General features: G+C 32.1%; 17 protein-coding genes. 14 read left to right on the top strand and 3 right to left on the bottom strand.

Annotated elements, in window-relative coordinates:
• Positions 1 to 3: 3 nt before the first annotated feature.
• From LPB88_RS18140 to LPB88_RS18110, 7 genes are all read left to right on the top strand, one after another.
• The gene (locus LPB88_RS18140) at positions 4 to 747 is read left to right on the top strand and encodes an RDD family protein (protein WP_230717057.1); all 744 of its coding nucleotides are present in this window, start codon (positions 4 to 6) and stop codon (positions 745 to 747) included.
• A 139-nt stretch (positions 748 to 886) separates the two neighbouring features.
• Positions 887 to 1,750 (top strand): hypothetical protein, encoded by an 864-nt coding sequence (locus LPB88_RS18135; RefSeq protein WP_230717056.1) that lies wholly within the window; start codon positions 887 to 889, stop codon positions 1,748 to 1,750.
• A gap of 50 nt (positions 1,751 to 1,800) precedes the next feature.
• Complete coding sequence (locus LPB88_RS18130; protein WP_230717055.1) at positions 1,801 to 2,403, top strand: trimeric intracellular cation channel family protein; 603 nt, start codon at positions 1,801 to 1,803, stop codon at positions 2,401 to 2,403.
• Positions 2,404 to 2,535: 132 nt separating this feature from the next.
• Positions 2,536 to 3,486 (top strand): GNAT family N-acetyltransferase, encoded by a 951-nt coding sequence (locus tag LPB88_RS18125; protein ID WP_230717054.1) that lies wholly within the window; start codon positions 2,536 to 2,538, stop codon positions 3,484 to 3,486.
• Between the two features lie 194 nt (positions 3,487 to 3,680).
• A complete protein-coding gene (locus tag LPB88_RS18120; RefSeq protein ID WP_230717053.1) occupies positions 3,681 to 4,838 on the top strand; it encodes a DegT/DnrJ/EryC1/StrS aminotransferase family protein in 1,158 nt (385 codons plus the stop codon).
• 3 nt (positions 4,839 to 4,841) lie between these two features.
• Positions 4,842 to 6,335, top strand: a complete 1,494-nt coding sequence (locus LPB88_RS18115; protein WP_230717052.1) for an oligosaccharide flippase family protein — start codon at positions 4,842 to 4,844, stop codon at positions 6,333 to 6,335.
• On the top strand, positions 6,328 to 7,074 hold the full coding sequence (locus LPB88_RS18110) for a transferase (protein ID WP_230717051.1): 747 nt from the start codon (positions 6,328 to 6,330) through the stop codon (positions 7,072 to 7,074). The genes LPB88_RS18115 and LPB88_RS18110 overlap by 8 nt, the downstream gene beginning before the upstream one ends.
• A gap of 120 nt (positions 7,075 to 7,194) precedes the next feature.
• On the opposite strand, the gene LPB88_RS18105 is transcribed toward LPB88_RS18110, so the two are convergent.
• Entirely contained in the window at positions 7,195 to 8,100 is a 906-nt protein-coding gene (locus LPB88_RS18105; RefSeq protein WP_230717050.1) for a glycosyltransferase, read from the bottom strand.
• A 48-nt stretch (positions 8,101 to 8,148) separates the two neighbouring features.
• On the opposite strand from LPB88_RS18105, the gene LPB88_RS18100 reads away from it, so the two are divergent.
• Genes LPB88_RS18100 through LPB88_RS18090 form a run of 3 tightly spaced genes read left to right on the top strand, consistent with a single transcriptional unit; the run spans position 8,149 to position 10,746 of the window.
• Positions 8,149 to 9,246: a glycosyltransferase gene (locus LPB88_RS18100; protein ID WP_230717049.1), complete on the top strand. Its 1,098-nt coding sequence runs from the start codon at positions 8,149 to 8,151 to the stop codon at positions 9,244 to 9,246.
• Positions 9,247 to 9,250: 4 nt separating this feature from the next.
• The gene (locus tag LPB88_RS18095; RefSeq protein ID WP_230717048.1) at positions 9,251 to 9,655 is read left to right on the top strand and encodes an FdtA/QdtA family cupin domain-containing protein; all 405 of its coding nucleotides are present in this window, start codon (positions 9,251 to 9,253) and stop codon (positions 9,653 to 9,655) included.
• Positions 9,652 to 10,746: a glycosyltransferase family 4 protein gene (locus LPB88_RS18090; protein WP_230717047.1), complete on the top strand. Its 1,095-nt coding sequence runs from the start codon at positions 9,652 to 9,654 to the stop codon at positions 10,744 to 10,746. The genes LPB88_RS18095 and LPB88_RS18090 overlap by 4 nt, the downstream gene beginning before the upstream one ends.
• Before the next feature lie 118 nt (positions 10,747 to 10,864).
• Here LPB88_RS18090 and LPB88_RS18085 read toward each other — a convergent pair whose 3' ends face one another.
• Together LPB88_RS18085 and LPB88_RS18080 are read right to left on the bottom strand one after the other, a co-directional pair.
• Positions 10,865 to 11,722, bottom strand: coding sequence for a glycosyltransferase (locus LPB88_RS18085; RefSeq protein WP_230717046.1), 858 nt, complete (start codon positions 11,720 to 11,722; stop codon positions 10,865 to 10,867).
• Positions 11,722 to 12,405: a cell division ATP-binding protein FtsE gene (locus LPB88_RS18080; RefSeq protein ID WP_230717045.1), complete on the bottom strand. Its 684-nt coding sequence runs from the start codon at positions 12,403 to 12,405 to the stop codon at positions 11,722 to 11,724. Before LPB88_RS18080 ends, LPB88_RS18085 begins: the two co-directional genes overlap by 1 nt.
• Positions 12,406 to 12,716: 311 nt before the next feature.
• Here LPB88_RS18080 and LPB88_RS18075 point away from each other — a divergent pair, with 311 nt between their 5' ends.
• The 4 genes from LPB88_RS18075 to LPB88_RS18060 all read left to right on the top strand — a co-directional run bounded on the left by LPB88_RS18075 (position 12,717) and on the right by LPB88_RS18060 (position 19,207).
• Entirely contained in the window at positions 12,717 to 15,731 is a 3,015-nt protein-coding gene (locus LPB88_RS18075; protein ID WP_230717044.1) for a tetratricopeptide repeat protein, read from the top strand.
• Between the two features lie 83 nt (positions 15,732 to 15,814).
• The gene (locus LPB88_RS18070) at positions 15,815 to 16,678 is read left to right on the top strand and encodes a PhzF family phenazine biosynthesis protein (protein WP_230717043.1); all 864 of its coding nucleotides are present in this window, start codon (positions 15,815 to 15,817) and stop codon (positions 16,676 to 16,678) included.
• 148 nt (positions 16,679 to 16,826) lie between these two features.
• Positions 16,827 to 18,578: a TonB-dependent receptor gene (locus LPB88_RS18065; protein WP_230717042.1), complete on the top strand. Its 1,752-nt coding sequence runs from the start codon at positions 16,827 to 16,829 to the stop codon at positions 18,576 to 18,578.
• A 179-nt stretch (positions 18,579 to 18,757) separates the two neighbouring features.
• A complete protein-coding gene (locus LPB88_RS18060) occupies positions 18,758 to 19,207 on the top strand; it encodes a GreA/GreB family elongation factor (RefSeq protein WP_230717041.1) in 450 nt (149 codons plus the stop codon).
• Positions 19,208 to 19,406: the final 199 nt, after the last annotated feature.

Below are 19,406 nucleotides of genomic sequence, written 5' to 3'. Positions count from 1 at the left end.
AATATGTCAGAATTATCTATTAACACAACACAAAATGTTAAAATAAATTTTATAGCGGCATCAGTTGGTGAACGGTTAGGCTCCTATTTCATTGATTTACTTATAAAAATCTCGTATGTAATAGTGGTCTTATTAGTGTTCTTTTACTGGCTGCATTTCGATAAATTGTTTGATAAATTAGATTCCTGGTCCGTAATGTCGATCATTTTACTTTTTTATTTACCAATTATGCTGTATTCAATTACCTTAGAAAGTGTTTTTGAAGGACAAACCATTGGAAAAAAACTGGTAAAAATAAAAGTGGTAAAAATTGATGGTTACCAAGCCGGTTTTGGCGATTATTTAATTCGTTGGTTTTTTAGAATAATCGATTTTACACTACTTTATGGACTTGTAGGTTTAATTGCTGTCGTGACAAGTAAAAAATCACAGCGATTAGGCGATATGGCAGCAGGAACGGCAGTTATTACCTTAAAAAACAAAATTGATATCAGTCATACGATTTTAGAAGAAATAGGAGATGCTTATGTGCCAACTTATCCTTTGGTAATTAAGTTATCTGATAATGATATGCGAATTATTAAAGAAACATTTCAAAAAGCAGAAGCCAAAAACGATCATGAAATGATTTATAAGCTCGTTGCTAAGATTGAAAAGGTTACAGGAATTAAAAATCAATCAGGTAACAACAGTGACTTTATTCGTGTTATTCTCAAAGATTATAATTTTTATACGCAAAATATGTAATTAAATCGATTTTATAAGGGTGTTAATTTAGGATTTCGTAACTTTGTGTATGCTTTGAAAGTTAATGAATTTAAAAGTTGATTTTTTGTAAAAGGCGTAACCGAAAAGCCTAAGAGTAGGAAAATTTAATTTAAATACCATGAAAACTAATAAAGTAATTGTCGTATTAGTATTGTTGCTTGTTTCTGTTTTTTCTTTTGCCCAAGGAGGAAAAAAACTAGATAAAATAATTAAAAGAGATTACCAGATAATAGAATGTACAATTGCAAAAATGTCTGATAAGACAGTTGAATATTCTTTGCCGGGAGAAACACTTCAAATTTCGCTTGATGTTTCTCAAATTGCCAGAATAGATTTTGCCAGCGGACGTTCACAAATATTTGATGTGTCTGCGAGTACAGCTCCTTCAAATAATGTTGCCACAAATAGTTCAGATCAGGTTATTTCCTCAGCAGATATGAAACCAAATACGATTGCAGTATTGCCAATTCCGTTTTTGAATTCAGCTACTCAGGAAAGCTCTGAAGAAATGGCGAAGTTTGCACAAAATGATATTTATAACAAATTGTTAGACAAATCGGCTAATATTTTCCCACTTACCGTTCAGGATTTAAGAGTAACAAACAGTTTGTTACACAAAGCAGGAATCGATTATAAAAACATTGATGAAACTCCAATCGAAGATCTTCAAAAAATCCTGGGAGTTGATAATATTATAGCTTCAAAAGTTTCGTATACCATTACCGAAGGTTCAACAGCCTCAACATACAATAGCGGAAATGCTAAAGTGAGTAACGATAACAAAAAACTAAAAACAAACGATTATTCAACCACAAATACCAGTACACAAACCTATTATAACTATATGGTTTATTTTGACATGTACAAAAACAATACAAAAATCTACTCACAAAGCCGTAAACCATTCTTAAATATAAAAGACAGTTGGGTAGATGCAATTTCTTATTTGTTAAAAAGAAGCCCGATTTACGTAAAAAGATAGAAAAAAACTCAGCAACTTAGAATCACAGAACCTTAGAACCTAGAAAAAAAATGTTTCATCTATTAGATCTTATCGGTACAATGGCCTTTGCCATGTCCGGCGCTTTAACAGCAATGCACAAAAAACTCGATCCGTTTGGGGTTTTCATCATAGCCTTTGTTACAGCTGTTGGTGGCGGAACGCTGCGAGATGTCTTAATTGGGAGAACTCCGGTGGGCTGGATGAAAGATTTGCAATATGTTTACGTGATTACCTTAGGTTTTTTGCTGGCTATTCTTTTTAGGAAAAAATTTGACAAACTAAGAACTTCCTTGTTTCTATTTGACACGATTGGACTTGGAGTTTTTACCTTAATCGGACTCGAAAAAGGAATTTCGATTGGTTTACATCCTGTTATTTGTATTGCATTAGGAACCATGACAGCCTGCTTTGGAGGCGTAATTCGCGATATTTTATGTACTGAAATTCCAACTATTTTTAGAAGGGAAATTTATGCTACTATTTGTATTTTTGGAGGAGTAGTATTTTTTGGCTTGAGAAAGCTGAATTTAGAAGATGACCTTTTATATTTGGTAACATCAGTTGTAATAATCACAGTTCGATTAATGGCCGTAAAATTCAAATGGTATTTACCCGCATTTGAACACAAATAATATATTCAGCAATATTAGCTGAAAATTTTTCGCCACAAGTTCCCGAGTTTATTTGTTTATATTTAACGAAAATTCGAGAATTCGTGGCGAATTTTTTTAATTTAGAAGATAGAAAAAGAAGTAGCCGAAAAAATGACAAAATTCATTGTAAAAAAATACCATCAAAACGATTATAGCATTTGGAACGAGTTTATCGCTCAGGCCAAAAACGCTACCTTTCTATTTCATAGAGATTTTATGGAATACCATCAGGATCGTTTTGTAGATTTTTCACTTTTGATTTTTGAAGAAGAGAAGCTAAAAGCAATTTTGCCGGCCAATAAGTCTGAAAATTCTGTTTATTCGCACCAAGGATTAACGTATGGAGGTTTAGTTTTTTTGAATAAATTGAAAGCCGAAAAAGTAGAATCAATTTTAGATGAAATTTTAGTTTTTCTAAAGGAAAACGCCATTGAAGCTTTTTATTATAAGCCAATTCCAAGTTTTTATTTCCCCAATGGGAATCACGAAACCGACTTTTTTTTGTTTAAAAGAGGTGCCATTTCAGAACGAAAAGAAATGAATTTGGCAGTTAATCTTGAATTGCCATTACAGATTTCTAAAAGTAAGTTAAAACACTTTAGAAGAATCGAAAACCTTGATTTAGATATTATCGAAGAAGAGGATTTTGAACCCTTTTGGGATTCCATTTTAGCTCCAAGATTACTGGAAAAATTCGATACAAAACCAGTTCATACAAAAGAAGAAATTTTACTGTTAAAAGCTAAGTTTCCAGAAAAAATCAGACAATATTCCGTTTATCAAAATGATGAGATTGTTGCCGGAATCACTATTTTTGAGACCAAAAACGTAGTCAAATCGCAATACGGAGCCACATCTGAAAAAGGAGAAAAAGTAAGAGCACTCGATTTTTTATTCATTAATCTAATTCACAAATACAAACGAAAAGGCAAACGCTTTTTTGATATGGGAATCGTAAATGAAGAAAACGAAAGCGGATATCACCCAGGACTTTTAAAACAAAAAGAAGAGTTAGGCTGTACCGTTTACAATCAGGATTTTTATAAAATAAATATTAAATAACGACCTGATTGAAGTAATCTTTTTAACACATAGTCCCGAAGTTTCGGGATTGATTTATTAGTGTTAGAAAAAGAAAATAAAAAGAAAAATATTTCTATCACATAGCTATGTGTGTTTAAATAAGTAAAACGCCTATTTTTGACTTGCAAAATCTATGATTCTATGTGTTAGAATCTTGAGCAAAATAAAAAAACATGATTCTATTTCTTGATCTAAAAAAAATAAACCAACCTTATGAAACTGCATTTCAGCAAAAACTGAAAACGATTTTAGACAATGGCTGGTATATTTTAGGAAAAGAAGTGGAAGCATTTGAAAAGGCTTTCGCCGAATATTGTCAAACCAAATATTGCATAGGAGTAGGGAATGGTTTTGACGCTCTGGTTTTGATTTTCAAAGGATATATCCAGTTAGGAAAACTCCAAAAAGGCGACGAAGTTATCGTTCCTGCAAACACTTATATTGCGAGTATTCTGGCTGTTTTACAAGCAGATTTAGTTCCGGTTTTGGTCGAGCCAAAGTTAGAAACCTACAACATCAATCCAGATTTGATTCAGGAGAAAATAACTCCAAAAACAAAAGCCATTTTAGCTGTTCATCTTTATGGACAATTGGCTGAAATGGAAAAGATAAACGAAATTGCAATTCAAAATAATCTGATAGTTGTAGAAGATGCTGCACAATCGCATGGAGCAGTTGCAAATCCCAATAATCAAAAATCAAATTCCAAATTCCAAGGAGAAGAAAATCTAAAATCTAAAATCAACAATCTACAATCAGCAAAGGCTTACAGTTTTTATCCAGGGAAAAATTTAGGTTGTTTGGGCGATGGCGGTGCAATTACCACAAATGATTCTGAACTTGCAAAAGTGCTTTTTTCGCTGCGGAATTATGGTTCAGAGCAAAAATATCACAACGAATATATTGGTGTGAATTCAAGATTAGACGAACTTCATGCTGCGTTTTTGAATCTGAAATTGCCAAATTTAGATGCTGGTAATGACAAACGTCGTATTATAGCAAAACGATATTTATCTGAAATTAAAAATGATAAAATCAAACTTCCGTTTTGGGATTTTTCAGAGAATCATGTTTTTCATTTGTTCGTTATCCGAACTGAAAATAGAAATGCTTTACAAGAATATTTAACCCAGAATAATATTCAAACTGTAATTCATTATCCAATTCCGCCACACAAGCAAAAAGCATTTTCTACTGAAAGTTTGGGTTGGAATAAACTATCATTTCCAATAACAGAAAAGATTCATAACGAAGTTTTGAGCTTGCCTATAAGCCCCGTTTTGACTGAAAATGAAGTAGATCTTGTTATCAAAATTTTAAATCAATATTAAGTAGTGTCTGATAGTAAAACATATCAGCAGATTCTAAAAACGACTTCACTTTTTGGAGGCGTACAGTTTTTTACGATTTTAATTTCGATTATCAGAACCAAATTAATTGCAATTTTTATTGGTCCCGCCGGAATGGGAATCATTGCTTTATTGAATTCAACTTTAGGAGTTATTAGCGGTATTTCAGGTTTAGGAATGGAAACCAGCACTGTAAAAAACATTTCGGAAAACTATAAAAACGAAGATTTAAAAACGGTTTCCAACACAATTCAGATCATACGAAAGATTGTTTTTTTTACCGGAATATTTGGAATGTTGCTCGTAATAGTTTTTTCAAAAGCATTAAGTATTATTACTTTTGGAGATTCAAGTCAAACCAATTCTTTTATATTTTTAGCAATTACACTATTATTTAAACAATTGTCTACAGGGCAATTGGCCGTTTTGCAAGGTTTACGACAAATGCGATTTTTGGCAAAAGCCAATTTGTATGGGAATTTGTTTGGATTGCTTTTTTCGATTCCGCTGTATTATTTTTTGAGGATTGACGCTATTATTCCTACCATAATAATTGCTTCTTTATCGGCCTTGATATTTTCTTTTTATTATTCGAATAAAATCAAAATCAATGAAGAAAAAATTTCAAAAGAAGTATTTTTAACTGAAGGAAAATCGATCGTAAAATTAGGTTTTATGCTTACGATAAGCAGTGTTTTAACGCTTTTGTCGACGTATTTAGTTCAGGTTTATATTGGTAAAAACGGAAGTTTAGAACAAGTTGGTTTTTACAATGCAGGTTTCACCTTATTGAATTCTTATGTTGGAATTATTTTTACAGTGATGAGTACTGATTATTTTCCGAAATTAGCTTCTGTGAATTCTGATAATGAAAAAGTTAGATCAAGTGTAGAACAGCAAGCATTTATCTCGATTATCATCATAACGCCAATAATTGTCTTATTTTTGACTTTCATCTCAATAATAATACAACTTATTTACACGCCAAAATTCAATGAAATTATTCCAATGGTTTGTTTCGGAATTTTAGGAATGTTGTTCAGAGCCGTTTCGTGGTCAATGGGATTTATTTTAATAGCCAAAGGCGATTCTAAAATGTTTGTGAAAACTGCGATCGGGTTTAATATTTTGTCCTTAATAATGAATATTCTGGGTTATTATTTTTATGGTTTGCAAGGTTTAGGTTTTGGTTTTTGTCTGTATTTTTTATTTCATTTTATTGGATTAAAAATCATCACAAAAAGAAGATATAATTTTTATTTCGATACCGAATTTTATAAAATATATTTCATTTGTTTTGTGTTATGTATAACTACATTTTTGCTTCGATACATTGAGATTCCGATTTTAAAATATAGTTTAATGATGGTAATGGTTTTAATTTCAATAAGTTTTAGTGTGTTTCAGATCAATAAAAAAATGAATTTAAAAGAAATGTTTGCATCATTAACTTCAACTAAAAAGAACGAAAATGATTAAAAGTAGTTATAGAAAATACCGTTCTTTTTATCACAAACTTCGGTTTTACTATTCGGTAAACTGGACGAAAACATTGTATTTTAATTTTAAGAAATTCCCCTTTGAAACGGCTAAAAAACTTCCTGTTTTCTTTTACGGAAAAGTTAGATTCACGTCAATAACCGGAGAAATTCAAATTGATGGAAATATCAAAAAAGGAATGATTGGTTTTGGCCAGCCTTACGAATTAAACAAAGCGTATAAAGGTATTGGAGAAATCTTTATTTTAGGGAAATTAACCTTCAAAGGAAAGTTTCAATTTGGAAAAGATTGTTTTGTTTTTGTTGGCGAAAATGCTTCGTGCGAACTTGGGAATATGGCTTCGATGGCATCAAACGGAAAATTAATTTGTACCGAAAAAATTGTCTTAGGCGATTATGCCCGTTTTGGTTCAGAGTCTCAGATTATCGATACCAATTTTCATGATTTGATAGATACGCAAACAGGTGAAAAACTTCAAAAATCGGCTCCGATTTTTATCGGGAATTATAATTTTGGTAGCAACAGAGTTTCAATCTTAAAAGGAACTCAGATACCTGATTTTTGTACAATTGCATCAAACAGTTTATGTACAAAAGATTACACCACTTTAGGCGAAAATATTCTGATAGGAGGGATTCCGGCCAAATTAATTCGGAATAATATTTCAAGAGACTGGCAAGGCGAAAAACAGCAATTAGATGATTTTTTGACGATTTAAAAATTGGCACGCGGATGACACGGATTCGCTAAAGCGAAAACACGGATAAAAACGGATTTTTTTAAATGGATTACTTTAAAAAATCCGTTTTTATCCGTGTCTTTACGAAGTAAATCCGTTTTATCCGCGTTCTTTTATTATGTGGAAACGTTGTTTTATTTCAAGTAGAACATACTTCAAAAGCAATTTAAAATCAGAAGTTTTATGCGCTAAAATCATTTCGAAATGCATTCTTTTCAAAATCGTTTTATGTTCGATTTTAGTTTTATTTAATCGAATTGCTTTTTTGATAATCAGATAAGTCGAATAATTTATTTTCCTGGATCTCGCATCGTTTTTGATGAAAAAATGAGTTCCTAAAGAAGTTGTCGAAATTCTTTTTTTAATTAAAATTTTATCAATATAATCGAAATCATAACTACGCGAAGCCCGAATCCAAATGTCTAAATCTTCATAAGCCAGATTTTCATCATAACCATTCAAAACATCAAAAACCGATTTCCTAACCATCGACGAAACAGAACAAATACTGTTTCCGCCAGAAAGAACACTCAAATAAATATCTCCGGTTTCTCTTTTTTCGATTGTTTTTTTATTGAAATCAACTGTAAAATAATACGAATCAAAGTCACCATTTTCGGTGATTAATTCAGCATTTCCATAAACAACACCAAGATTTTTATACCGACTTTCTTGAAAGGCTTTTATTTGTAGAGAAACACAATTCGGCACCAAAATGTCATCTGCGGCGAGATCAATTATAAAATCGCCTTTGGCAAGTTTTAGTGCTTTGTTGAATGATTTTGTACTTCCAAGATTTGTTTCGTTTGCAATAAGTTGAACTTCAGGATAATCAATAAGCCATTTCTTAATAGTTTCTCTGGAATTATCGGTACTAAAATCATCCACAACAATCAATTCTATAAAAGGATAATCCTGATGTAGGACCGAAAGTAAACTCTCAACAACATACTTTTCGTGATTATAACACAAGCAAATAATGGTCACTAATGATTTATCTTGCATATTGTTTTTAAAGAGTTATATATTTGATACGAAAATAAGAAATCACGAATGATATTGTCTCACAAAAAAAAGAAAATTGCTTTAATTGGTTATCGCTTAAGCGGAGGCGGAAGCGATAAAGTGATGGCAAATTTGTCACTTTTTTTCGAAAAACAAGGTTTTGAAGTCGATATTATTATTGTTCTCGACGAAGTTAGTTTTCCGTATTCCGGGAAATTAGTTAATCTTGGTTTGCTCAAAAACAAAAGCAACGGATTCTTTAACAAAGTCAAAAGATTAAAAGCTTTACGAGATTATTTGAGCCAAAATAAGTTTGATTTTATTATTGATTTTCGTTTTCGAACTAAAGTGATTCAGGAATTAATTTTGGCACGTTTTATTTATAATACCAAAACTATTTTTACCGTTCACAGCTTCTTGATTGATCATTATATGCCTAACAATTCGTGGCTTACACGATTAATGTACAATCATTGTTATGCGAATGTTGCAATTGTCGAAGAAATGAAAACGTTGATTGAAACGAAGCATAAATTGCAAAATGTAGTTACAATTCATAATCCAATTTACTTGGATGAAATTCTCGAAAAACAACAAGAAAATATAGAAATCAACTTCGATTATATTATTGCAGTCGGGCAATACGAGAACGAAATTAAGCAGTTTGATAAGCTAATTTCAAGTTATGCCCAATCGGTTTTGTCACAAAAGCAAATTCATTTAGTTATTGTTGGAAATGGCAATAAATCCAGTCTTGAAAGAGTGATTTCAGAAAATAATATTTCAGGATTTGTACATCTTTTAGGGTATCAAAACAATCCGTTTAAATATCTAAGCAAAGCTAAATTTTTAGTGTTATGCAGTAAAAATGAAGGATTCCCGAATGTGATTTTAGAATCTTTGGCTTGTCAAACTCCCGTTGTATCTTTTGATTGTGATTTTGGCCCTCGAGATATGATTACAAGTTTAGAAAATGGACTTTTAGTAGAAAATCAGAATTGGGAAAAGTTGACAGAAGCTATGAATCTTTTTGTTTTAGATGAAACTTTGTATCAAAATTGCAAAAAGAATGCTTTTGAAAGTATTCAGCTTTTTTTATTGGATAAAATTGGGCAACAATGGTTAAATTTGATGCAGGTACATTAAAAATATGACAACAATTCAAGATATAAACTTACTGAAAATTCCGGTTGTAGAAAACTTAAGCGGCAATTTGGCTTTTATTCAAAATGATATTTTGCCTTTTGAGTTCAAGCGGGTTTATTATCTTTTTGACGTGCCAAGCAATGCTTTTCGCGGCGGACATTCGCATATTGAGCAACACGAAGTTTTAATCGCTTTAAGCGGAAGTTTTGAAGTAACGGTAAATGACGGAAGTACTAAAAAAAGCTATTTGCTCAATAAACCAAATGTTGGATTGCATCTTCCAAAAGGCATTTGGCGCGAATTAGAAAACTTTTCTTCCGGTGCGGTTTGTTTGGTTTTTGCTTCAGATATCTTCGAAGAATCAGATTATATCAGGAATTATGATGTCTATTTGAGCTCTAAAAAATGAGATTGCTTTATGTCGTTCCCAAAATAAAAAGTGCTGGCGGTGTTGCCCGGGTTTTGGCTATTAAAGCCAATTATTTTGTGGAGCATTTTGGTTATGAAGTTCATATTTTATCTCAAAATGAAGAAGAAGGTGAACCTTTTTACAACTTCAATTCTAAAATTATATTCCATAAAATGACTTTAAACGGAAATGTTTTTAGTTTTTTTACTTCTTTCCAAAAACAAATAAATCAAAAGATTACCCAGATAAATCCGGATGTTGTTTTAGTGGCAGATAATGGTTTAAAAGCCTTTGCTTTTCCGTTTATTGTCAAAACAAAAACTCCAATTGTATTTGAATGTCACGGATCAAAATTTATCGAAGAGAAAGAGCAAAAAAATGATTTACTTTCAAAATTCGTTCAGAAATTAAAATATCAATTTAAAGATTTTGGTGCTCAAAAATTCACTAAAATAGTTGCATTATCAAGTGAAAGCTTAAAAGAATGGAACGCCAAAAATGGTGTTGTAATTCCGAATCCTGTTTGGATAAAGACTGAAGCAACTTCTAATTTACAGCATGAAAAAGTTATTACAATTGCCCGAAATTCTTACGAAAAAGGATTAGATCGATTGTTGTTAATCTGGAAAGAAATTGCAAATAAACACCAGGATTGGTTGTTAGATATTTATGCGGATGATGTAGATTTTGTAGAAAAAGCAGTTACTGATTTAGATATAAATTTGAAAGTAAATGTATTTCGGTTTGTAAAAAATATTGAAGAGAAATACCTGGAAAATTCTATTTATGCAATGACTTCCAGATCCGAGGGATTTCCGATGGTTCTGCTCGAAGCTATGGCTTCCGGTTTGCCTTGTATCGCTTACGATTGTCCGATAGGCCCAAGAGCAATTATTACCAATGCCGAAAACGGATTTTTGATTCCGGACGGGAATTTAGAAATGTATGTAGATAAACTTTCTTTTTTAATCGAAAATGAAGAGGTAAGATTGAAGTTTGGAGCCGATGCAAAAGAAACTTCTAAAGATTATGCTGTCGAAAAAATAATGGGACAGTGGAGGCAGTTTTTAGAGAATCTGGTTGAAGTTTAGTTTGTCCTGCAAGGTTTTCAAAACCTTGTAGGTTTAGAATCGGCTTTATGGGAATTTTTAAATTTTTAGAGAGAAAAAAAATACCTACAAGGTTTTGAAAACCTTGCAGGAAAAGAATTCAAGTTTTTAAATCACAAAAATATCCCAATTTATAAAGGTCAAATAAAAATAAAGAGGGCTTTTGTGAAAGCAAATTTCGTTCGATTCTGGTTTGAATTTTTCTAAATATAAAAGCCGAAAATTGCGTTAATTTTAGTTTTCTCAGAAATTCAAACGAAGCTATAATTTTACTTTCTTCTTTCATTATTTTCTTTGAATTATATAGAAAGACAAGATTTTCTAAAGCTGTTTTGGTTTTATTTAAAAACTGAATTGAAGTTTCTAAATTCAAATGAAAAGTTGGATTTTCAATTTGAGAAATCTCAAAATGATTGGCTTTCAAAACAGAAAAAAAGCGCAAATCTTCATAACCATATTTTGTAATGGATTCGTCAAAAGGAAATTGAAGGAAAACTTCTTTTTTGATTAATAAATTCGAAGTTAAAATAGCTGAAGTTTCTCTTTTCTGCCCATAAATCCAGCGCAAAAGTTGTTCTTTTTCAGGTTTTTTATTCTCATAAATGATTCCGCCAAAAACGATGTTGTTTTTCAAATCTGAAATAATATCAACATACTTTTTTACAAAGCTATTTTGAGCCGGAAATGTATCACAATCTAAAATTAGCAACCAATCGTGTTTTGCTTTTTGAGCTAACGAATTGATGTTTTTTCCTCTTCCTAAATTGGTTTCGTTTATAAAAAACGAACAATTATAAAGTTGATTAATTTCTTGATTTATAGTGTTTTCCTGAGAGTTTGAAGCGTCATCCTGGCAAAGAATTTCGAAGTTAATTCCATTAAAATTACATTGTTTTACAAGCTCGTTAACAAGAGGTAAAGCATTATAATTATAAACCGGAATTAAAAAGGAAAGCATTACACGTTACGTTGCACTACTTCAAAAATTCTTTCGTCTTCACATTTTAATGTTTTAGACGGGAATTTCATCAATAAAGCATAATCGTGAGTTGCCATGATAATGGTTTTGCCGTTTGCATTGATTTTTTTCAATACTTCAAGAACCTCAGAACTTGTTTGTGGATCAAGGTTTCCGGTTGGTTCATCGGCCAAAATAAATTCAGGATCGTTTAACAATGCTCTTGCAATAGCAACACGTTGTTGTTCTCCTCCTGAAAGTTGGTGAGGCATTTTGTTTACAAATTCTTTCATACCTACTTTGTCCAGAACTTCATCAATTTTGTGCTCCATAGCTTCTTTTTCAGACCAGCCTGTAGCTTTTAGTACAAAAAGCATATTGTCTTTTACAGAACGGTCCGGAAGCAATTTGAAATCCTGAAATACGATTCCGATTTTACGCCTCAAATACGGAATTTCGTTTTCTTTTAAAGCTGCCAAATCAAATTCAACAATATGGCCTTCACCTTCAGATAAAGGTAAATCTCCGTACAATGTTTTCATGAAGCTACTTTTTCCGGAACCAGTTTTTCCAATTATATAGATAAATTCACCATGCTGAACATCTAAATTAATATGAGATAAAATTTTTCTTCCTTCCTGATATATAGTTACTTCTTTAAGAGACAGTACGATTTGTGACATAATAAAATTGATTTGATTGGTAAAAGTAATAAGATAACGGTTGGATTCAAAATAAATTTCAATCATTTCTTAAGAAAACTTGTAAATAAAATGATTTAAAAATTTAAACCATGTAAGGGATTTAAGTTCATTTTAGTAAATGTACTTAAAGCGCCTAACTTATAATTACTTATATCACTTATATGGTTAGACTTAATCTTTTCAGAAGCTGTTAAATGTGGGCTGTTAAAATTTTTGTTCATAATAAATGCTCGAAACGTTTCGTTATAGACGGTATAAAATGATACATTTGAATACTAAATATAATTAAAATGCGTAGACTTTCCTGGTTCTTTTTACTCCCTATAATCCTTATTTCGACCATAGTTTCGGCACAAAAATCAGCTATATATACTTACGACTTAAAGGATTTTGACAAAGCACTGGCTTTATACAATGACAAACAATATGCTTCGGCTCAACTTATTTTCGAATATGTAAAAAACAATGCAACGACTGAAGAAGTTCAGTCAGATTGTGCTTATTATATCGCCAATTGTGCCATTAGAACCAATAAAGCAAATGCCGATGCTTTGATGGAAAAATTCGTAAACGACTATCCAACAAGTACAAAACAAAATCAGGCCTATATTGAAGTGGCTCAGTTTTTCTTCGAACAGGGCAATTATCCAAAAGCTTTGCAGTGGTTTGATAAAGTGGATGAAAGTTATATGAGCAAAACTGAATCTGATAAATTTAATTTCCAGAAAGGATACAGTTATTTTAATGCCAAAAAGAAAAAAGAAGCTACAACGTATTTTAATAAAGTGGTGAATTCTCCTGAATTTGGTTCTCAAGCCAAATATTATTTAGGATTTATGGCTTACGAAGGCGACGATTATAAAGAAGCAACTAAATACTTTGATGAAGTTTCGGGCGAAGAAAAGTACAAAGAAAAGCTTTCTTACTATCAAGCTGACATGAATTTCAAATTAGGGAATTTCCAGAAAGCAATCGATTTGGGACAAAAAGCAATGGCTAAATCAAATGAACTTGAAAAGTCGGAACTGAATAAAATTATTGGAGAAAGTTATTTTAATTTAAAACAATACGACAAAGCGATTCCGTTTTTAGAGCAATACGCAGGTAAAAAAGGAAAATGGAACAATACTGATTTCTACCAATTAGGATATGCTTATTATGAGCAAAAAGAGTATGAAAAAGCAATTTCTCAGTTCAATAAAATCATTGAAGGAAAAGATTTCGTAGCTCAAAATGCGTATTATCATTTAGGTTTGGCTTATTTAAATACGGGCAAAAAACAAGAAGCTTTAAACGCTTTCAAAAATGCTTCTGAAATGGATTTTAATGCTCAAATTCAGGAAGATGCTGCTTTAAATTATGCTAAAGTGAGTTATGATATCGGAAACGCTTATCAAACTGTTCCTGCTATTTTACTTGATTTCTTAAAGAAATATCCAAATAATTCAAGTCGATCTGATATAGAAAAACTATTAGTAGATTCTTATATCTCTACGAAAAATTACAAAGAAGCTTTGGTTTTATTAGAGAAAAACAGATCACCGGAGAATAAAGCGGCGTATCAAAAAGTGCTTTTTTACAGAGGTTTGGAATTGTATAATGAATCAAATTATCAAGAAGCTGCCAAGATGTTCAAAAGCGCTATCAGCGAACAAAAAACACCTGAATTTACTGCTCGTGCAACTTTCTGGAAAGCAGAAACGGAATATTTGAGCGATGATTTTCAGAATGCTTTATTAAGTTACAAACAGTTTGCAGGTTTGGCTGCTGCTAAAACTACTGACGAGTATAAAAATATCAATTACAATATTGGATACACCTATTTTAAACTGAAAGAATACGATCAGGCAGGAAATTCATTTCAGGCACAAATCGATAATGCTAAAGAAGATAAAGTTCGTTTGAATGATTCGTATTTGCGTCTGGGAGATTCTCGATTTGTGAGTGCAAAATACGGTGCTGCAAATGAAGCTTACGCAAAAGCGATCGAAGCGAAAGGTGTTGATGCTGATTATGCTCAGTTTCAAAAAGCAATTTCGTACGGTTTTATGTCTAAGAATGATAAGAAAATTGATGAATTGAATAATTTCCTTCAGATGTATAAAAAATCATCTTATCGTGATGATGCTTTATTCGAATTAGGAAATACGTATGTAGCTGAAAAGAAAAACGATCAGGCGCTTAAAACCTACGATCAGTTAATTTCTGAATATAAAAATGGTTCGTTTACATCAAAATCAATTTTGAAACAAGGTTTGATTTATTACAATTCAGATCGTGACGAACAAGCTTTGGTTAAATTCAAAAAAGTAGCGGCAGAATTCCCAAAAACTCCAGAAGCTTTAGAAGCAGTTTCTACAGCAAGATTAATTTACGTTGACTCAGGAAAAGTGGATGAATATGCAACTTGGGTTCGTACGCTTGATTTTGTTTCGGTTACAGATGCTGAATTGGATAATGATACTTATGATGCAGCTTTTAAACAATACAGTCAAAACAACAGTAAACAGGCTATTACTGGTTTTGCAGGTTATGTGACTAAATTTTCGACAGGACTTCACGCACTTGAAGCTAATTTTTACCTGGCGCAATTGTATTTTGCTGAAGGTTCAGAAACTAAATCGGTTGCAAATTATCAATATGTAATTGATCAGCCTAGAAACGAATTTACAGAACAATCTTTAAGCCGATTGTCACAGATTTTCTTAAAAGCAAAAGATTGTGATAAGTCGATTCCGGTTCTGGCACGTTTAGAAAACGAAGCCGATTTCCCTCAGAATAAAAGCTTTGCACAAGCGAATTTGATGAAATGTTATTACGACAAAAAAGATTATGACAATTCTGTAGTATATGCAGACAAAGTATTGCAAAACGCAAAAGCTGATGCAAATGTAAAAGCTGATGCACAAATTATCGTAGCACGTGCAGCAATGCAAACTGGTGACGAAGCTAAAGCGAAAGCTGCTTATGCGAAATTATCAGCAACATCTAAAGGAGAATTAGCGGCGGAAGCGTTGTATTATGATGCTTATTTTAAAACTAAAGAAGGCAAGTTTGATGCTTCGAACGTTTCAGTTCAGAAGCTGGCTAAAAACTATTCGGCTTACAAATATTACGGAGCGAAGAGTTTGGTTTTAATGGCTAAAAATTTCTACGGATTAAAAGACAGTTATCAGGCGACTTATATCTTGGATAACGTAATTAACAATTTCACCGATTATCCGGATGTTGTCGAAGAGGCTAAAAAAGAATTAAGTGCGATAAAGTTAGAAGAAGCAAAAACGAATTCGTCGATTACGAAGTAAAGATGAAAGAGGCAAGATGCTAGAAAATAGATTTTTCTTGTTTCTTGCATCTTGCCTCTTTTTCAAATAAAACAAAAAGAAAAATGAGTTTACCTTTTTATATAGTTGATGTTTTTGCAGATAAAAAATATGCCGGTAATCAATTGGCGGTTTTTTTAGATGCGGGAAATTTAAGTTCTGAAGAAATGCAGCAAATGGCGCGCGAAATTAATTTTGCAGAAAGCACTTTTGTAACCAAGCTTGATTTAGATAATAATAAAGCCGAGATTAAAATTTTTACTCCGGCGCATGAAATGCAATTTGCAGGTCATCCAATCATTGGAACTTCGTGGGTTTTGATGAATAAGATTTTTAAAAACGAGCCAAAACAGATCACTCTGAATGTTCCAATTGGGCCAATCGCAATTCAGAAAACTGAAGAGTTGATTTGGTTAAAAGCGGCACAGCCGAAATTTTGGGATATTTTTTCGAAAGAAGATTTTACATCATTCAGTAATCTGGAAAGACAGGATTTTGAGAATCAATTCCCAATTCAGGAAGTTTCAACCGGAAGTGCTTTTATAATGGTTGGGTTAAGTAGTAAAAGAGCGTTGGAAAATTTGGTTTTAGATAAAGATAAAACAGATGAATGGCTGAAAAGGAATTGCAAAACAGATCACAGAGCTTTGTATTTCTATTATTTAGAAGGCTCAAAATTGTTTAGCAGAATGTTGTGCATTGAACACAATCAATTGGTTGAAGATGCCGCAACAGGAAGCGCAAGTACTTGTTTACAAGCTTTTTTATTAAAATATCATAAACCTGAATTTGAATTGATTAATTATCAGGGAGATTATATTAATCGTCCGTCTCAGATTTATTTCAACGGAAAACTAACTGATAATCAATTTGATATCAAAATAGGAGGAAAAGCTCAGTTTGTTGCAAAAGGAGAATGGGAAGCTTAGTTTTAGATAATAGAAGAAAGAACAAAGAGAATAGAGTCAAGAGAATAGAACAAAGATTTTAGAATATAGAAAATAGAGAAAATTTAGAAATAAGAGAGAAGTTTTTCTTCTTTGCTCTTTTTTCTTATTCTCTTAAAATAAAAGAAATATGAAAATTAATTGCCAGAATAAAATCATCATTTTACTAGTAATGTTTGTTGTCCAGCTTTCGTTTTCGCAAAAGAAAAATGAAAGTATTGGTACTGAAACGGTAAATGTGGTTAAACCGTATTCGCCAACTATTTCAGATGCTTTTAAGGTTAAAGAAACTCCTTCGCTTGACGATACAGGAAATCAGCCTAAGGAAACGATAAAATATAGCATTTTGTCTGTTCCGGTAGCGTCTACATTTACGCCTTCAAAAGGAAAGGCAGAAGGTGTTGAAAAATCTAAAAGAGAAAAATTGTTTAATAATTATGCAACTTTAGGAGTTGGGAATTATGGAACTCTAAATGCTGAATTGTTCGTAAATCAGGATTTAGGAAATAATGATTATGTGGCAGGAATGTTCCGTCATCATTCTTCACAAGGCGGAATAAGCGGAGTAGATTTAAATGATGAATTTTATGATACTGCATTAAATATGGGTTATGGCGTAAACAATCGCGATATGTCGTGGAATGTTGATTTAGGATATCAAAATCAATTGTACAACTGGTATGGCTTACCAGCTGATTTTGGGATGACTTTACCTCCAGAACAGCAAGAAGATTTGATCAGAGGAATTAATCCGAATCATTCTTATAATACGATTACTTTAGGTGGAAATGTGGAATTTAATGAAAGCATTTTTAGTAAAATAGGAACAAAATTCACGCACTTTTCAGATAGTTTCTCCTCTTCAGAAAATCGTTTTTATGTAAAACCGACTTTCAAAGTGGATGTAATGGATCAATCGATAAATACGAATGTGATTATAGATCACGTAAGCGGATCTTTTGAAAATAATTATGCTCGTGATAATACTGAGCCGTTAAAATATAGTTTAACTAATTTTGGAATTGAGCCTAGTTTTGTAATTCATGAAAACGATTGGACTTTAGAATTAGGAGCTGGATTGTACTATGGTTTAGATTCTGAAAACAGCGGAAACAAGTTTTATATTTATCCAAAAGTAAATGCATCTTATAAATTAGTAGGCGATTTAATGATTTTCTACACGGGTGTATATGGTGCTTTAAATCAAAACTCTTATGCTGATTTCGTGACCGAGAATCCATTTTTGTCACCAACTTTAAACATGAGACCAACCAGCAATCAATATACTGTTTTTGCAGGTTTAAAAGGGAAATTAGCAAATAACATCAATTATAATCTGACGGGTTCTTACCTTAACGAAAAAGATAAGGCTTTGTTTAAAAGCAATGATTATACAGAAGATTTTGCTAATGAAAACTACGCTTACGGAAACTCTTTTGGAGTGGTATATGATGACGTGAGAACGTTTCGTTTTTATGGAGAATTAAAAGCTGATTTTTCAGAAAACGTTTCTTTTGGAATCAACGGAACTTTTAATAGCTACAAATTTGATGGTTTAGAAGCATGGAATTTACCGTCTATGAAATTGAGTTCGAATCTGGATGTAAACATTACGAAACAATGGTATGCAGGTTTGAATGTTTTCTTTGTGGGAGAACGTAAGGACATGCAATCGAATTTGAATTCAGGAGTTGACCCGGTTGTTATGACGCTGAAAAGCTATTTTGATGCAAACGCACATGTTGGATATAAATACAACGAACGTTTGACATTTTTCCTGAAACTTAATAATATCGGAAATCAGGCTTATGAAAAATGGCTGAATTATCCGGTACAAGGATTTCAGGTGTTAGTGGGAGGAAATTATAAATTCGACTTTTAAGAATAATTAACCGCAAAGAGCGCAAAGTTTTACGCAAGGTTCGCTAAGTCTTTTTTAGATTCAGCGAACTTTGCTTTTTTATAATTAGTGAAAATTTGTGTAATTCGTGGCGAAAAAAATTGCAGAAGTAAAAAACCTTTGCACCTTTGTAACTTAGCACCTCAGTACCTTTAAAAAAAATGGAGTTCAAACAAAAAATACATTCTTATTATTTACAAATGGTTCAGGACCGAATAGATGTTTTTAGAGACATGATTTCGGCTTTGACCGAAGATTCTAAAAACGATGCAAAAGGTTCGGCTGGCGATAAGCATGAAACGGCTTTGTCGATGATGCATATCGAGCAGGAAAAATTAACTAATAAACTGAAAGAAGCGATAACTCAAAAAGCTATTTTAGATAAAATTGATGCCTCAAAAACAACTGAAAATATCATTTCGGGTAGTTTGGTAAAAGCCAACGGAATTTATTTGTATGTGAGTGTTGCGCTTCCTAAAATTGCTATAAACGGTATAAATGTTATTGCACTTTCGCCACAATCTCCACTTGGAGCTCATTTAATGGGGAATAAGGTTGGGTTTACTTTTGAAATTAATAAGACGCATTATACGATTGAGAGTGTTTTGTAAAGTTTATTTCACGTAGATTTTGCAGATTTAAGCAGATAAAAAAAGATATTATTCAAAATCTCTTGTCAGGCTGAGCGAAGTCGAAGCCCTGCAAAGTTTTGTCCCGTAAACCGACGGGTTTTTAAAACCTGTCGGGTTTGAATACGCATAATATACCTTTTTCAAAATTTTAAACTTTGACAAAGTTATAGACGCAATC

The sequence above is a fragment of the Flavobacterium sp. JAS genome (assembly GCF_020991455.1).
Taxonomy (GTDB): domain Bacteria; phylum Bacteroidota; class Bacteroidia; order Flavobacteriales; family Flavobacteriaceae; genus Flavobacterium.
Note: the sequence above shows the minus strand (reverse complement) of the source record. Positions and strands in the feature narration are given on the sequence as shown.

Bases quoted from the DNA above. Each gene is read 5' to 3' on its own strand.
- LPB88_RS18080 (WP_230717045.1), bottom strand. From the start codon at position 12,405: ATGTCACAAATCGTACTGTCTCTTAAAGAAGTAACTATATATCAGGAA.
- LPB88_RS18140 (WP_230717057.1), top strand. From the start codon at position 4: ATGTCAGAATTATCTATTAACACAACACAAAATGTTAAAATAAATTTT.
- LPB88_RS18060 (WP_230717041.1), top strand. From the start codon at position 18,758: ATGGAGTTCAAACAAAAAATACATTCTTATTATTTACAAATGGTTCAG.
- LPB88_RS18135 (WP_230717056.1), top strand. From the start codon at position 887: ATGAAAACTAATAAAGTAATTGTCGTATTAGTATTGTTGCTTGTTTCT.
- LPB88_RS18070 (WP_230717043.1), top strand. From the start codon at position 15,815: ATGAGTTTACCTTTTTATATAGTTGATGTTTTTGCAGATAAAAAATAT.
- LPB88_RS18095 (WP_230717048.1), top strand. From the start codon at position 9,251: ATGACAACAATTCAAGATATAAACTTACTGAAAATTCCGGTTGTAGAA.
- LPB88_RS18065 (WP_230717042.1), top strand. From the start codon at position 16,827: ATGAAAATTAATTGCCAGAATAAAATCATCATTTTACTAGTAATGTTT.
- LPB88_RS18130 (WP_230717055.1), top strand. From the start codon at position 1,801: ATGTTTCATCTATTAGATCTTATCGGTACAATGGCCTTTGCCATGTCC.
- LPB88_RS18100 (WP_230717049.1), top strand. From the start codon at position 8,149: ATGATATTGTCTCACAAAAAAAAGAAAATTGCTTTAATTGGTTATCGC.
- LPB88_RS18075 (WP_230717044.1), top strand. From the start codon at position 12,717: ATGCGTAGACTTTCCTGGTTCTTTTTACTCCCTATAATCCTTATTTCG.
- LPB88_RS18090 (WP_230717047.1), top strand. From the start codon at position 9,652: ATGAGATTGCTTTATGTCGTTCCCAAAATAAAAAGTGCTGGCGGTGTT.
- LPB88_RS18125 (WP_230717054.1), top strand. From the start codon at position 2,536: ATGACAAAATTCATTGTAAAAAAATACCATCAAAACGATTATAGCATT.
- LPB88_RS18105 (WP_230717050.1), bottom strand. From the start codon at position 8,100: ATGCAAGATAAATCATTAGTGACCATTATTTGCTTGTGTTATAATCAC.
- LPB88_RS18110 (WP_230717051.1), top strand. From the start codon at position 6,328: ATGATTAAAAGTAGTTATAGAAAATACCGTTCTTTTTATCACAAACTT.
- LPB88_RS18085 (WP_230717046.1), bottom strand. From the start codon at position 11,722: ATGCTTTCCTTTTTAATTCCGGTTTATAATTATAATGCTTTACCTCTT.
- LPB88_RS18120 (WP_230717053.1), top strand. From the start codon at position 3,681: ATGATTCTATTTCTTGATCTAAAAAAAATAAACCAACCTTATGAAACT.